This window comes from Schaalia turicensis (genome assembly GCF_019380255.1).
Classification (GTDB): domain Bacteria; phylum Actinomycetota; class Actinomycetes; order Actinomycetales; family Actinomycetaceae; genus Pauljensenia; species Pauljensenia turicensis_A.
The window spans coordinates 1,128,876-1,144,741 of sequence record NZ_CP048928.1; the positions used below are offsets into that span (position 1 = coordinate 1,128,876).

At 58.5% G+C, this 15,866-nt stretch carries 11 protein-coding genes; 6 read left to right on the forward strand and 5 right to left on the reverse strand.

All coding sequences use genetic code 11. From position 1 onward, the window contains the following. Positions 1-79 precede the first annotated feature (79 nt). From mnmA to G5S47_RS04915, 4 genes are read right to left on the reverse strand one after another with little or no spacing between them, the layout of a single operon-like run. On the reverse strand, positions 80-1,210 hold the full coding sequence (gene mnmA / locus G5S47_RS04900; protein WP_103631911.1) for a tRNA 2-thiouridine(34) synthase MnmA: 1,131 nt from the start codon (positions 1,208-1,210) through the stop codon (positions 80-82). Between the two features lie 12 nt (positions 1,211-1,222). After that, complete coding sequence (locus G5S47_RS04905) at positions 1,223-2,431, reverse strand: cysteine desulfurase family protein (protein WP_219585204.1); 1,209 nt, start codon at positions 2,429-2,431, stop codon at positions 1,223-1,225. Then, a complete protein-coding gene (locus G5S47_RS04910) occupies positions 2,428-3,417 on the reverse strand; it encodes an electron transfer flavoprotein subunit alpha/FixB family protein (RefSeq protein ID WP_219585205.1) in 990 nt (329 codons plus the stop codon). Before G5S47_RS04910 ends, G5S47_RS04905 begins: the two co-directional genes overlap by 4 nt. Before the next feature lies 1 nt (position 3,418). Next, positions 3,419-4,210, reverse strand: coding sequence for an electron transfer flavoprotein subunit beta/FixA family protein (locus G5S47_RS04915; protein WP_219585206.1), 792 nt, complete (start codon positions 4,208-4,210; stop codon positions 3,419-3,421). 237 nt (positions 4,211-4,447) lie between these two features. Here G5S47_RS04915 and glgX point away from each other — a divergent pair, with 237 nt between their 5' ends. The 6 genes from glgX to G5S47_RS04945 all read left to right on the forward strand — a co-directional run bounded on the left by glgX (position 4,448) and on the right by G5S47_RS04945 (position 14,867). Beyond that, positions 4,448-6,742, forward strand: a complete 2,295-nt coding sequence (gene glgX / locus G5S47_RS04920) for a glycogen debranching protein GlgX (protein WP_219585207.1) — start codon at positions 4,448-4,450, stop codon at positions 6,740-6,742. Positions 6,743-6,795: 53 nt separating this feature from the next. Next, on the forward strand, positions 6,796-7,896 hold the full coding sequence (trpS, locus tag G5S47_RS04925; protein ID WP_101627388.1) for a tryptophan--tRNA ligase: 1,101 nt from the start codon (positions 6,796-6,798) through the stop codon (positions 7,894-7,896). Positions 7,897-8,037: 141 nt separating this feature from the next. After that, complete coding sequence (locus G5S47_RS04930) at positions 8,038-8,799, forward strand: VIT1/CCC1 transporter family protein (protein WP_103631916.1); 762 nt, start codon at positions 8,038-8,040, stop codon at positions 8,797-8,799. A gap of 131 nt (positions 8,800-8,930) precedes the next feature. After that, positions 8,931-10,979 (forward strand): alpha-1,4-glucan--maltose-1-phosphate maltosyltransferase, encoded by a 2,049-nt coding sequence (locus G5S47_RS04935; protein ID WP_103631917.1) that lies wholly within the window; start codon positions 8,931-8,933, stop codon positions 10,977-10,979. Positions 10,980-11,070: 91 nt separating this feature from the next. Next, positions 11,071-13,272, forward strand: coding sequence for a 1,4-alpha-glucan branching protein GlgB (gene glgB / locus G5S47_RS04940; protein WP_103632059.1), 2,202 nt, complete (start codon positions 11,071-11,073; stop codon positions 13,270-13,272). 137 nt (positions 13,273-13,409) lie between these two features. After that, the gene (locus tag G5S47_RS04945) at positions 13,410-14,867 is read left to right on the forward strand and encodes a phosphotransferase (RefSeq protein WP_103631918.1); all 1,458 of its coding nucleotides are present in this window, start codon (positions 13,410-13,412) and stop codon (positions 14,865-14,867) included. A gap of 90 nt (positions 14,868-14,957) precedes the next feature. Here the strand turns inward: G5S47_RS04945 and G5S47_RS04950 are convergent, their stop codons facing one another. Beyond that, positions 14,958-15,845, reverse strand: a complete 888-nt coding sequence (locus G5S47_RS04950) for a tetratricopeptide repeat protein (protein WP_006681252.1) — start codon at positions 15,843-15,845, stop codon at positions 14,958-14,960. Between the last annotated feature and the right edge of the window lie 21 nt (positions 15,846-15,866).

Sequence of the window (15,866 nt, forward strand, 5' to 3'; positions counted from 1 at the left end):
CAAACAGTGCTCGTTTAGTGTACAAGGTCAGTGACAACCTCGGCGAACTGAGCTTATCCGTGGACCTCGTAAGAAAACATCAGGCTACGAACGACGAGGCTCGGCTTGCCCGCATGATCGTTGCTTCCCCCAAGACACGGGTGTCACGGTACATGACCAGCGACTGGCCGGCAGCAACGCCACGGATCGATTCGGAAAGGGACACGACCAACCGGCGTTCTGCTCCTTCACGCGCCTCGTCTTCGGAGTCGTGCTCGACTAGGGAAACGGGGACGGGCGTACCGTGGGCGCGAACCTGAACGAACAGGTCATCCGTTGAGGCCCCCAGATCATCGGGAGCTAACCAGACGACGTCCTCGCATTCAATTCGATCCACGCTGAGCAGAGTCGATGCTCCAACGACGACCTGGTTCGATTCCGGACGAGTTTCCAGAACATAGCGAGGCTTGCCATCTTCGGCGGGACGATCAATATGCAGACCTCGTCGCTGACCAACCGTGAAGTTCCAGTAGCCCTGGTGGGTGCCGAGGACCTCGCCGTCGGGGCTCACGATCTCACCTTCATCGCTACCCAATCGAGTGCGCAAGAAGCCCTGCGTATCTCCGTCGGGAATGAAGCAAATGTCGTAGGAATCCGGCTTGTTGGACACACCCAGGCCAAGACGCTGCGCTTCGGAACGCACCCACGCCTTGGTGGGGGCATCACCAAGGGGCAGTAGAACGCGTGACAGTTCATCACGCCCCATGATTGCCAGAACATACGACTGGTCTTTCAGAGAATCTGCGCCACGGTGCAATTCCGGGCCGGATGGACCATCAACGATTGCAGCGTAGTGGCCGGTGCAGACAGCATCGAAACCCAGTGCCTTCGCGCGCGTTGCAAGTTCACGGAATTTCACGAACTCGTTGCAACGCACACACGGGTTCGGCGTATGCCCCAGCTTGTACTGTTCAACGAAGTCTTCGATGACGGTTTCTTCGAATTCTTGGGCGAGGTCCCACACGTAGAACGGGATCCCCATGATTTCGGCTGCTCGCGCAGCATCGCCTGCGTCTTCAACGGAGCAACACCCTCGCGAGCCGATACGGCATTCCTGCGGTTGACTCGACAAAGCCATGTGGACGCCGACAACATCATGGCCGGCCTCGACCGCTTTCGCTGCAGCGACAGCCGAATCCACGCCTCCGGAAAGTGCGGCAAGAACACGCATTCAATTGTCCTTTCAGTGGGTTCGACCGTGCATGCGGTCTCGATCGTGAGAGTCTAACGCCTGCCCTGCAAGGACGGCGCGTTCAAGAGCATCCACGAATGCATCAATATCCGCTTCGGTCGTGTCATGTCCGGTGGAAATGCGCAGGACTCCCAGCGCTTCAGCTTCGGTGGCTCCCAGGGCCAGGACGACGTCGGACGGACGCGTCACCCCCGCGTGGCACGCAGAACCAGCAGAGACGTGGACATCTGCCATGTCCATCGCCATCAGTACCGCTTCAGGGTGCGACGTCGGAATCGACAGATGAATGATCGAGGCCAACGCGTCATCCGGAGAGACAGTGAGTCGCGCATAGTCCGGCAGAGCGCGGGCCAAACGATCACGCAGAAGCGCCGCGCGGACCTGCCACTCTTGGCGCTGAGCAACCGTTTCTTCAAGCGCTAGCGCGAACGCGCACGCGCCGGCAACGTCGGGGGTTCCTGAACGAATGCCACGCTCGTGTCCTCCACCGGGACGATCGGTGGGGATCTTCAGTCCACGGCGAGCAACCAGCACGCCAGTCCCTGCCGGCGCACCAATCTTGTGGCCACCCACGGTCATCAAGTCAACGCCGAGTTCCGCATAGGACACGTCCATCAGAGACATTGCCTGCGCGGCATCGGTGTGGGTCAGTGGACGCTGAGCGATCGGCATGGAGCGACCATCAAGTGCCTCGACCATCTGCGATACCGGCTGAATTGTCCCGATTTCTGAGCTGACCAGGGTGAGCGAAGCAAGAGAACACTGGTCTTTCACCTGCGCCAACGCGTCAGTATTGATAACGCACACGCCGTTGGACGCCACAGGGAAAAGCTCAACAGCAAACCCGCGCGATTCTAAATACTCGCGCTGATTGCCTACAGCATCGTGCTCCACCGGGGACAGAAGAACCGTGTTCCGATCAGCGTTAAATGCCCGCCCAGCGAGCGCTCCCCCGTGTACGCCGATGGCATCTGATTCGGTGGCACCCGACGTAAAGATCACTTCGGGCTTCTCGCAGCCCAAGGCAATAGCGACACGTTCGCGGGCGTCCTCCAACATCCTCTTTGCGCGTCTACCGCCACCGTGCAACGAGGCCGGGTTCCCGGGATGAGCGCTGAGCTCACGCTGAGCCTCGATCCATGCCTCCAACGCTGAAGGACGGATCGGGGTTGTTGCAGCGTGATCCAGGTAGTGCGTCACTCGGCGTCGCGCGCCTTCTTGATTTCTTCCAGTGCAGCAGGAATAACCTCGAACATGTCGCCAACAACGCCGAAATCTGCGATCTCAAAGATCGGAGCATCAGGGTCATCGCAGACAGCGACGATGTGGGCGCTGGACTGCATACCAACCGTGTGATGGATAGCTCCGGAAACACCTAGACCAATGTAGAGATTCGGCGACACTGACAGACCGGTCTGGCCGATCTGCATGGTACGCGGTGCCCAGCCTTCATCGCAGACAACGCGAGTAGCGCCGACCGCCGCGCCGAGTTCATCTGCCAATTCATTGACGATGTTCATATCGCCGTTTGTTCCGCGACCGGCGACAACAACGGTGGAAGCTTCGGTCAGCGATACGCCCGTTGTCTCCAGTGCAGACGAGCAGACGACCGTCACCGCACGGGCCTCATCGCTGAGCTCAACGTCGATGGATTCGGCGACCGGAGTGACCGGCGCGAACTCGAGGACGTCAAAGGATCCGGGTCGAAGCGCCACAACCGGAAGCGAACCCGAGACCTTCAGGCGATTCGACCACGAGCCCGCGAGCGCGGTGGTCGTGACAACCAGGGAGTCGTTGTCAACCTCAACGCCGATGGCGTCGCAGACAACTCCGGAGTTGGTCAGGGTGGCGATACGCGACGCGACTTCACGGCCTCGGTAGGTCGAGACAACGAAGAGGGCTCCAAAATCCTGTGTCGTGACTGCGGATGCGACGGCGTCTGCGACGACTGCGCTGACGCGTGCGCCGGAGTGGTCGATACCGGGGACGAGGACTTTTTCCACGCCGAGGGTGCCCAGCGTGGTCATATCCGGGTTCGTGGTCAGGGAAAGTGCGACAACTCCAGCGTCACTCAACGTGGACGCGAGAGAAATGATCTGCGCCGATACTGGGGTGAGGTGCCAGCCGTCGGTGTCGCTGCCCTGGTGGTCAGCAAGGACGAGTATTGGTTGAGAAAGAGTTGCCATGTCACTTCACCACTTCGAGGAGGTACTGGGCCAGTCGGAGGCCTGCATCACCGGAGTCAGGGATGATCGTTCCGGCGTTGTCGCGGGTGATCTCGTTGGATTCGAGGACCTCGGTAACCTGGCCACGCTGGGCGATAGCTGAGCCTGCATCGCTTTCTTCGATGTCGGCCAGTTCCCAGGTGTCCATTGGCTTCTTGCGCGCGGCCTTCATGGCCGCGAATGCCGGATAGCGGGGTTCGTTGATCTGGTCGGTGACCGAGACAACTGCCGGCATGGGTGCGGAAAGGACGTCCTCGTACCCGTCGGCGTTGCGCTTGATTTCAATGCTCGAGGCGCCGGTATCGACGGAGATTTCGTGGGCCAGACCGAGCAACGGGAAGTGTAAGCGGGTCGCAAGCGCCGCGGGAAGCATTGAGGTCATCGAGTCGAGCGATGCCATACCCGTAATAACAAGGTCAATGGGTTTTTCGTCGGCGAGCGTCTGAATGGCTCCAGCCAATGCGAGCGCGGTCAGACCGGCATCAGCTCCAGCCAGTGCCGCGTCGCTGATAAGAACACCGCGGTCGGCCCCCATCTGGAGGGCGCGCATCAGGGCGTCTTCAGCGTCCTCGGGCCCCATGGTCAGGGCGATGACTTCACCGCCGTTATCTTCGACCAGTTGAACGGCTGCTTCAATGGCGTTTTCATCCAGTTCGTTGAGGATGTCATCTTCGCCACGAACAATGCGACCATCTTCGAATCGGCGTTCCGACTGCATGTCTGGAACGTGTTTCACGCATACGACAATTCTCATAGCTTCTAGCGTGCCACAAAGGGCGAGTAAGCCCGAAGAGCAAGGGGTGTGAGATGGGTTTTCCCACACGCTTTGACTACGTTGCGTCAGAAACCTTGCCGGCTTGCAATAATAGTGCGGGTGGTCGCGCACACTTTTTGAGTATGTGCGCGATACGTTGACAAGAAGACGCAGTTCCCATCAACAGTTTCTTGAACCGTTAGCGTTCAAGCACGTTCTGGCTAGAGAGAGGACATCATGGGCCACGACCATTCGCACGATCACTCGGTGGCGCTCGTGAATGTTACTCAGCCGAACCCTGTTCCTCCTCGCTTCGGTGTCCACGTTGCAAACGGTGGTCTTGACGTTTCCGTCGTGGCACGCCTGGCGACGCACGTTGATTTCTGTGTTCTGGACTTAGACGACTCTGAAACGCGGTATGCGCTGATTCCTAGCAACGAGGGCATTTGGCACGGTCATATCAATGGCTTGGGTGTGGGCACGCGTTATGGTTTCCGCGCTGATGGCCCGTGGGATCCCGATCGTGGCTTCTTCTATAATCCGGCGAAGTTCCTGTTGGATCCCTACGGACGAGGTCTCGAGGGAAGCGTTGACATGAGTGCCGCAGTCTACGGGCATATCGTTGACGAGAACCTATATCCGACTTCTTATCCGTTTGCGCGTTCGCCTCTTGATTCGCGTGGGCATGTCCCCTGCTCCGTTGTCGTTGATTCCCGCTTCCCCGTGGCACCAAAGCCACGCGTCCCGTGGGAAAAGACGATTGTGTACGAGGTCCATGTCAAGGGCTTTACGAAGAACATGCCGGGTATTCCTGGCGAATTACAGGGAACATACGCGGGCTTGGCACATCCTGTGTCAGTGGATTACCTGAAGAACCTGGGAATTACTTCCATTGAACTTCTCCCCGTTCACGCGAAGTGTGAGGAACCGTTCCTATCGGAACGTGGTCTGACTAATTACTGGGGTTATTCGACCCTGAACTTCTTCACTCCCGAGCCTTCTTACGCAACTCATTCAGCGCAAGACCGTGGCGCCCAAGCGGTCGTCGACGAGTTCCGCGGAATGGTGTCGATCCTGCACGAGGCAGGGATCGAAGTCATCCTTGACGTCGTCTACAACCACACGTGTGAAGGTGGCGACTCCGGCCCGTCACTCTCGTGGCGTGGACTCGATTCTGACCTGTATTACCGCCACACGAACACGCTTCCCGTCGCCTGTACTGACGACACGGGCACCGGAAATACCATGAACGTCGACAATCCCAAGACAATGTCGATGATCCTCGATTCCCTGCGCTACTGGGCAGACACAATGGGCGTCGACGGTTTCCGCTTCGACTTGGCCGCAACCCTTGGACGCTTCGCCACGGGATTCGACCCGAAGCACCCGTTGCTGATGGCAATGGCAACCGACCGAACACTGTCAACGGCAAAGCTCATTGCTGAACCCTGGGATATCGGCCCCGGAGGCTGGCAGACCGGCAATTTCCCACTCCCCTTCTCAGAGTGGAATGACCACTACCGCGGGGCACTGCGCGCCTTCTGGCTCTCCGACGTTCGTTCCCTAGTCGAAGGTCACGGCGCGTCTGGCCCGAATAACCTAGCGACCCGGTTGGCCGGTTCCCGCCCCGTTTTCGATCATGGCACCGGAATCGGACGCGGGCCTCGTGCTTCAATTAACTTCATCACCGCGCACGACGGCTTCACCCTCGCTGACCTAACGGCGTTCGATACCAAACATAATTGGGCGAACTTGGAAGGCAACCGCGACGGATCGAACGACAATCGTTCATGGAACCACGGAATTGAAGGCTGGGTCGCATCAATCGCGAACATGACCGACGATGAAGGTGACCCGGTTGAGGCAAAAGAAGCAATCGAAACGACCTCTCGTCGTCGCTACCAGACCCAGCGCAACATGCTGACCTCCCTGCTCATTTCTGCGGGCACCCCAATGATTCTCGGCGGCGATGAATTTAGTCGCACTCAGCAGGGCAATAACAATGCGTACTGTCAGGATTCCCCGATCTCGTGGTTCGACTGGAATTTGACACCCGAGCAACTGGCACACAAGGACTTCGTTCGTTGGTTGATCGGCCTGCGTCAAGCTCACCCCGTATTGCGCCCCGATATCTACGAATCAGGTGCACCCGTACCCGGCGATTCAATCCCGGATGTGGCGTGGCTGGATAAGACCGGTGCTCCCATGCCGACAGAAGGCTGGGCTCTTTCCGACAATCGCGTGTTCCAAATGTTGCGTTCGGGCGTACGTTGGAACGACCGCGACGCTCTGGTCATTGTGAACGGCACTTTGGACGAGCAGGATGTGAGCCTTCCGACCGGCCACGGCGTCGATTGGCTCGTATGTGTGAATACAGCGTGGATTCGCCTTGACGAGGGTGTTCAACCGGGGACCGATCCTCTCGCATTGAGCCTGAGCCTGGGACAGGTCGCCAATGAATCCATCGTGACTCTTCGACCGAACTCGATGCAGGTCTTGCTTTCCGATATTGCGGTACCGCCCAAACGCTAACTGCGGGCGGACGCGAAATAGCGTTAGGCGCGTCTTTCGATAGAATCACACCCATGACTTCCAGTGAAGACGCACTTGCACACTCGACATCCGACGCATCGCTTGCTCGTTCGAAGGCTCGTTCAGCCGAAATCGACCTGGCCATCGATGAAGATCCCACTCGCTTCCGTATCCTGACCGGTGACCGACCGACCGGGCATCTGCACCTCGGTCATTACTTCGGTACGCTCCGTAACCGTGTTCTGTTGCAGAACCGTGGCGTTGAAACGTGGGTTCTGGTTGCCGACTATCAGGTGATCACGGACCGTGACGGCGTTGGCCCAATTCGTGAACGCGTCCTTGGTCTGATTGCCGACTACATTGCTGCCGGTATTGATCCGGAGCGTTCGACGATCTTCAATCATTCTGCCGTTCCGGCGCTCAACCAGCTGATGCTCCCCTTCCTGTCTCTGGTCACCGAGTCTGAGTTGCACCGAAACCCTACGGTGAAGGCAGAACTCGAAGCCACCGACGGTCGCGCTATGACTGGCCTGATGCTGACTTACCCAGTTCACCAGGCTGCTGACATTCTGTTCTGCAAGGCGAATCTTGTTCCCGTTGGTCAGGATCAGTTGCCACACTTGGAGCAGGCTCGCCTGATCGCCCAGCGTTTCGATAAGCGCTATGGTCGCGCCAATCCTGAGGTTCCCGTCTTCCGTCGTCCCGAGGCCCTTTTGTCCGAGGTCCCGCTGCTACTCGGCACCGACGGCATGAAGATGTCCAAGTCGCGTGGCAACACGATAGAACTTGGCATGACCGCTGACGAAACGGCGAAGATCCTGAAGAAGGCGAAGACTGACGCTGAGCGCACGATCACCTACGATCCCGCGAATCGTCCTGAGGTCGCGAACCTTTTGATGCTGGGCTGCCTGGCGTCCGGTCAGGCTCCCGAGGCAATTGCCGAGCAGATCGGCGATAAGGGTGCCGGCACACTCAAGATGTTCGTCACCGAGGCCCTCAATGAGATGCTTGCTCCACTGCGCGAAAAACGTAGCGAACTGATCAACAACGAGGACTACTTGCTCCAAGTGTTACAACTTGGTAACGAAAAGGCGAATGAGCAGGCGAACGAGACCCTCCACGAGGTACGTACCGCCATGAAGATGAACTACTGAGCCACCATTTTCGCTGGTCAGACCGGCTAGCTATGGGTGCCCTCAGAGCATTGAGGGCACCCACTTTTAGGTAGTACAAAGGTCCTAGAGGCGCGCTTTTCCTTGCTAGCGGAGCAGTCTTTTTCTCCCTAGCTTGAGAGAATGACAACTCTTATTCCGTTCACTTTTTCCGACTCTGTCAAGTGCTCACCCGTCGTTTCAGTTGCGCCTGTAGCCCAGAAGAAAGAGTCTCTTGCTGCTCGCCTCAACTGGTTGCGTGCAGGCGTTCTTGGCGCCAATGACGGAATCGTGTCGATTTCGGGTCTTCTTGTTGGCGTCGCAGCTGTGAACCCGGCAAACACGAAGGCCATCGCTATTGCGGGTGTAGCCGGGATCGTTTCTGCAGCCCTATCAATGTCCGTCGGCGAATACGTCTCCGTTTCCACCCAACGTGACACGGAACGAAAGATTGTCGCCGACCAGAAGGCTGCCCTGGTGGCTGATCCAGCTGGTCAAGAAAAGCGCCTTGCGTCCTTGTGGGAAGAACGAGGCCTGCCGAAAGACACCGCGACGTTGGTAGCACGGACGTTAAGCGAAAGTGACGCACTGGATGCTCACCTGTCGCTTGAGCACAACATTGACCATGACGATCTGACGAACCCGTGGGTGGCAGCGGGATCTTCCTTCCTTGCCTTCCTCTTTGGATCGCTCCTCCCTCTGCTCACGATGCTGTTGTTCCCACCCAGCATGCGTATCCCCGCAACATTCGTCGCCGTCCTTGTTGCGCTCGGTTTGACTGGGTGGATCTCAGCGATTCTTGGTCGTGCACCTCGCCTTCCCGCAATTGCACGTCTGCTCGTTGGCGGCAGCGTCGCAATGACACTGACCTTCGCCGTCGGCCACATATTCGGCGTCGCAGTCTGAAAAACGCGGCCGGCCTCGTCAATTCGGCGACGAGGCCGGTTTGGTTTATCTGAAACTGACCGCATACGCAAACACGAACCAGCAGCCCCGCGCTGACCACGCGAGCGCCCCAACTGACGTAGGCTGGTGACGTGAGCGACATTCTTCTTCCTCGAATCCCAGTCACTGAAGTTTTCCCTGTCGTTGAAGACGGCACGTTGGCCGCAAAGGCAACAGAAAACGAGCCTCTTCCCATTCGCGCGACGGTTTTCCGTGAAGGACACGACGCATTTGCGGCCGAAGCGGTCTTGATCGACCCCGATGGTGTCGAGCACATGCGCGCTCCAATGGCGGACATCGCACCCGGCCTTGACCGATACGAAGCGTGGGTCAAACCCGATCGCCCCGGCACGTGGTCTTTCCGCGTCGATTCATGGTCGGACCCCTATGCCACGTGGCGTCACGACGCAACCATCAAAGTTGACGCAGGTGTCGACGTCGAATTGATGCTGGAAGAAGGCGCACTCCTGATGGAACGCGCCATCGACGGAAAAGCCCTGAACAACCCCCTGCAACAGCCCCTCGATGCCAAGGATGCCGAGGTTCTGCGTGACGCCGCAGCCCACCTGCGCGATACGTCACGTTCGGTTCAGCAACGCCTGTCCGCGGGCGTGTCGTCACATGTGCGCGCCGTGTTCCGCGCCCACCCCGTACGTGACCTTCTTGGGTCTTCACGCGAATACCCTCTGGCCGTTGCCCGTGAGCGCGCCCTGACCGGTGCTTGGTATGAGATCTTCCCGCGTTCAGCCGGCGCGTTCCAGCGTGAAGATGGATCGTGGGTGTCGGGAACTCTAAAGCAGGCTTCCTACGAGCTCGACCGCATTGCTGAAATGGGCTTCGATGTCGTCTATCTGACACCTATTCACCCGATCGGCACGACAAATCGTAAGGGTAAGAACAATACACTGGTCGCCTACGAGGGCGATCCGGGTTCCCCCTACGGCATTGGGTCTCCCGATGGTGGACACGATGCGATTCACCCCGAGCTGGGCGATTTCAATGATTTCGACGATTTCGTTGAGCGCGCGTTAGAGCTTGGACTTGAAGTCGCCCTCGACTTCGCGTTGCAGTGCTCCCCCGATCACCCGTGGGTCACCGAACACCCCGAATGGTTCACAACCCGCGCCGACGGTTCGATTGCATTCGCGGAGAATCCGCCGAAGAAGTACCAGGACATCTATCCGCTGAACTTCGACAACGACTATGACGGCATCTACGAGGCCATTCGTGATGTCCTCGAAGTGTGGATTGAGCACGGCGTGACGATCTTCCGCGTTGATAACCCGCACACGAAGCCGGTGCGTTTCTGGCAGGAAATCATCGCTGACGTTCACGATACGCACCCGGAGATTGTTTTCCTCGCTGAGGCATTTACTCGCCCCGCGATGATGCGCACTTTGGGCGCAGTCGGATTCGATCAGTCCTACACGTACTTTGCCTGGCGTACTGAAAAGCAGGAGATCGAAGAGTATCTGACCGAGGTTTCGACGCAAACCGCTCACCTGATGCGTCCGAGCTTCTGGCCGACCACTCACGATATTTTGACCCCGCAGATGACGACGGGCGGTACCGCGATCTTTGCGATTCGTGCAATGCTCGCCGCTCTTGGCGCTCCGAACTGGGGGATTTACTCGGGCTACGAGTTCGTTGAGAATGTTCAGCGTCCCGGCTTTGAAGAGCAGAACGATAACGAGAAGTATGAGTTCCGCCCGCGTAACTGGGAAGATGCTGAGCCTCTTGGCATTACGCGCTTGTTCACCCTGTTGAATGCTGCTCGCGCGAAGCACCCTGCCCTGCGTCAGCTTCACCAGCTTCGGATTCACCCGACCTCTCACCCAGAGATCATTTGTTTCTCCAAGCAGGTTTCCGGAGTATTCACCGAGTCCGGGAACACGGACACGGTGATCTGCATCGTGTCGCTCAATCCTCATGAAGGTGTGTCAGGCACCGTGCACATTGATCTGAACGACCTGGGAATACAAACCGCCGGTGGTCATTTCCGCGTTGTCGACGAGCTTGATGGCACCACCTACACCTGGGGATCCGAAGGCTGGGTTGATCTTTCCCCCGTTACTCGTCTTGGTCATGTGTTCTCTGTTGAGCCCACAACTGACCTCGAACCTTGGACCAACCGACACTGACATCGAGAAAGGACGGCTCTCACGGTGTCTTATGGCGAATTTTAGTGTCGCCCATCTCACAAAGATGCCGATGGCGTGCGAGAATGTGGACATGACTAATGACTTGACCCCCATCCCCGTGGATCTAGCGACGCTCGATGCCGTTGGCAACGGCGCTCACTACAATCCTCACTCTGTCCTCGGCGCACATATTGGTGATTCATCAGTCACCATCCGCTCCGTTCATCACCTTGCTGATGCAGTCGACATTGTCACCGCAACCGCAGCGTACCCCGCGACCCATGAACACGCCGGCGTGTGGGTTGGCGTCCTTCCCGGTGAAGAAGTCCCCGACTATCGCGTTCGCGTCACCTACGGTGATCAGATCACGACTCTCGACGACCCCTACCACTACCTGCCAACGCTCGGCGAGATGGACACCTACCTCATCTCCGAAGGCCGTCATGAGCAGCTCTGGAAGGTTCTTGGCGCGCACGTTAAGCACTACAGCGGCGACATGGGCGACGTCGACGGTGTTGCCTTCGCCGTGTGGGCACCGAACGCACGCGCTGTCCGCGTTGTCGGCGACTTCAACTTCTGGGACGGCACCGCAACCGCGATGCGTTCCCTTGGCTCGTCCGGCGTCTGGGAAATCTTCGTCCCCGGCGTCAAGGTAGGCGCACGCTACAAGTTCGAAATCCAAGGTCCCGGTGGCAACTGGTTCCAGAAGGCTGACCCCCTGGCACGCGCCACCGAAATACCGCCGGCAACCGCCTCCGTCGTCACCGACTACTACCACGAGTGGACCGACGAAAAGTGGATGACTGACCGCGCCGAGCGCAACGTCCATGAAGGCCCGATGTCGATTTACGAGGTCCATGCTGGATCGTGGAAGCAGGGTCTGGGCTACCGCGGACTGGCTGACGAGCTTGTCCCCTACGTCAAGGAAATGGGCTTCACGCACGTTGAGTTCATGCCTCTGGCGGAGCACCCCTTCGGCGGGTCGTGGGGCTACCAGGTGACCTCGTACTACGCACCCACCTCGCGTTTCGGCACACCCGACGATTTCCGCTACCTTGTCGACGAATTCCACAAGGCCGGAATTGGCGTCATTCTCGACTGGGTTCCCGCCCACTTCCCAAAGGACGACTGGGCGCTTGCTCGTTTCGACGGCACTCCCCTGTATGAGGATCCGGATCCGTTGCGTGGCGAGCATCCTGACTGGGGAACCTACGTCTTCAACTTCGGTCGTCGCGAGGTCCGCAACTTCCTGGTTGCGAACGCCCTATACTGGCTCGAAGACTTCCACATTGACGGTCTGCGCGTCGACGCTGTCGCCTCGATGCTCTACCTCGACTACTCGCGTAAGGACGGCCAGTGGCGTCCAAACCAGTACGGTGGCCGCGAGAACCTTGAAGCGATTGAATTCCTGCAGGAAGCCAACGCGACTGCCTACCGCACACATCCCGGCATTGTCATGGTCGCAGAAGAATCAACCGCATGGCCGGGCGTGACCGCACCGACCAGTGGTGGTGGCCTGGGCTTTGGCATGAAGTGGAACATGGGCTGGATGAACGACACCCTCCACTACATGGCAGAAGACCCGGTGAACAGGCGCTGGCACCACGGCGAACTCACATTCTCGCTGGTCTACGCATTCTCTGAGAACTACGTGCTACCGATCTCCCACGATGAAGTTGTTCACGGCAAGGGCACCGTCGTCGAGAAGATGCCCGGTGACGACTGGCAGCGTTTCGCTGGCACCAAGGCACTATACGCCTACCAGTGGTCGCACCCCGGCAAGCAACTCCTGTTCATGGGTCAAGAGATCGCCCAGCGCCAGGAATGGAACGAGTCCTACTCGCTCGACTGGTGGATCACCGACTTCGAAGGCCACGCTGGCGTTCAAGCGCTGGTCTCCCGACTCAACCACCTGTACGCCCACAATCCTGCTTTCTGGGATGACGACTACACGGGCTTCGAGTGGATCGATGCGTCCGACGGGGATCACAACCTCATCACCTACCTGCGTAAGGGCAAGCGCGAAGGCACCGAACAGCCGGTCGTCGTCTGCGCAGCAAACTTCGCTGGTAACCCGCATGAGGGCTACCGAGTGGGACTGCCCTTCGGCGGTGAATGGACTGAAATCCTCAACACCGACTCCGAAGAATTCGCAGGCTCCGGCGTGACCAACCCAGGTGTGATCATCGCAGAACCGATCCCGTGGAACGGCCGCCCGTTCTCAGTCGAGCTGCGTATTCCGCCGCTCGGTGGACTCTGGCTGGCACCCGTCAAGCCTGACACAAAGCACTGACACCTTCAGGGCGGACTCATTCATCGAACGAATGTCGATAGAATGAGTCCGCGTTTTGTGTTGCCCCCGCAAGGGCAGACACACATGCACCGCGCGCCATCAACCGATGCTCCCCATCCGTCAAAGGAGACTACACAGTGAACACCTCGACCTCGCACCTGTCGTGGCCCGCAGATGAGGACCTCCTTGCCGGGCTCCACGCATGGATGCAGGACCGCCGTTGGTTTCCACTGAAAGGTGACGCAGCACCGACACTTGATGAACTCAGCATCCACGCCGATGTTGCATTGGGCGACACGATTCGTGATCTGTTGATCAGCGCGAAACGCCCCGACGCTCTCGACGAGGCCCCCGTTCTGATCCACGTCCCCTTGGCCCTAGCACCCGCTTCAGACCTTGATTCCTTTGCTGTCGCCGGCGAAATCCCCGGATCGCATGGTTTCGTCATGGAAAGTACCCCCGAGGTCGCATTCATTGACGGTCCGCACCATCCAGATTTCTGGCGGGCGTGGGCGAGGCTTGCCCACACCCAGGGATCGTTCCTTGACGATGAGGGCATCGCTGCGATCGAAAGACGCGCCAATAGCGGACGAGTCATGACCGGTGAGCAGTCGAATACGAACGTCGTCATGCGTAGCGGTGAAGGTGATCCTTATGCTGATGACATCGTCATCAAGCTTTTCCGCGTCCTCGCCGCAGGTCGCAACCCCGATGTCGAGGTGTCTGTTGCATTGGCAAAGGACGGGTGGGATCGCGTCCGCACACCCGTCGCATGGTCCACACTCACTTGGAACGACGCTCTAACGGGCGAAACCATCCTGACCGACTCCGCGGTAGCCTGCACCTTCATTCCAGCCGCTGACGACGGTTTTGAACTCTTCTGCGACTATGCCACCCGTGACAACCCAGCGAATGGAACAGTTCGTAGCTCCGCAAGAGCACTAGCATTCACTCTCGGTCAAACGACCGCCCAGATGCACTCCCATATGGCCGCCTCCCTGGGTACATCCGCCCCTGTTCCCCCATCAGAGCTTGCCCACTCCCTGCGATCGCGCGCCTCGTGGGCGCTGGCAGAAGTCGCCTTCCTTGCAGAACGCATCCAGAATTTCGAAGAGAAAGTCGACCGCGTCTACGCGCGCCTCGAGGCTCTCGATCGCCTCGATGAAGCAACACGCATCCACGGCGACTACCACCTGGGGCAGGTCCTCCACGAAAAGGATCTTCCCACAGGCGTAGAACCACGCTGGTTTGTTCTCGACTTCGAAGGCGAGCCCCTGCGTCCGCTTGCCGAACGCTCAATGCCTGACCAACCCATGCGCGATGTTGCCGGCATGCTCCGTTCCTTCGACTACGCGGCAGCCGTCGGAAAAGCCACCGACGAAACATGGCGAACCGACATGCGCACCGCTTTCATCGATGGATACCGCGATTCATTCGGTGACATGAACGAGGCAGACAAAGAACGTAAGCGTGCACTGATCGTGGCCCTCGAACTCGACAAGGCTCTCTACGAAGCCGTGTACGAAGCACGAAACCGCCCCGACTGGATTGACATTCCAGTACGAGCCATCGAAGCTCTCATCACTGAAGACTAAAAGCGCCATCCCTGCGTCAACCTCTGCGGGGCGGGCATCACCACGATGCCCGCCCCGCAGAGTCTAAGAAAATCTTACTTTCTACGTCGCTCACACAAGCACGAGCGTCGACAAAATCATGCGCGCTTTCATGACATCGGGAGAGTTACCGGCGACGCGGAACAGATCCAGCAAGCGCAACCGCGCTGCATCCTTTGCTTCCGTGTCATCGGCCGTCGCAATGATCTTCAGCAACAGGTCAAACGCACCTTCGTGATCACCGGACGCAAAGAGAGCATCAGCATGGGCCGCCGGATCAGACGCATCAGCTGACGCACTCCGCGCAGCAACACGCACACGCGCCAAGTGAGCCTTCGCGGCCTCGTCCTTCGGATTCAGATCCAGGACCTTCTCCCACAAAGCGATCGCTTCATCCAGCTGTCCTGCTTCTTCGGCGCTAAGAGGAGCCTCGTGTGCAGGCGGAATCGGAGCAGCCGTATCCTCTTCGGACACCGCAATACGACCGTTAATCCCCATCTGAGCGCCAGCATCCAACACCTGATCAATGATCGGGCGCACCTGATCCTTCGGCGCAATTCCCTGGAACAACGGAAGCGGACGCTGATTCATCAACGCCACAACGGCGGGTACACCCTGAATCTGGAACGCCTGCGCAATGTGAGGCGACGCATCAACATCGCCAGTCGCCAACTGGAAACGACCCGCATAGTCGCGAGCAAGATCCTCCATCGAAGCAACAAACGGCTTCGACTCCAATTGTGACGACGAATACATGACAATGATCACCGGAACGGTCGCTGAATTCGCCATCAGATCTTGGAAGTTCTCTTCACTGACCTGCACAACCAGTGGCACATTCAACCCCACCTGAGCCTCAGGTGAGCCCGTTTCCTGGCCAGAAACCTGAGCGGAAGCTAAAGCCCCCAGCTCCACTGCCCCATGGGAGTCAGCAGGCATCATGCTCGATTCATTCGGCATTGTTCCTCCAATGCATTTCAT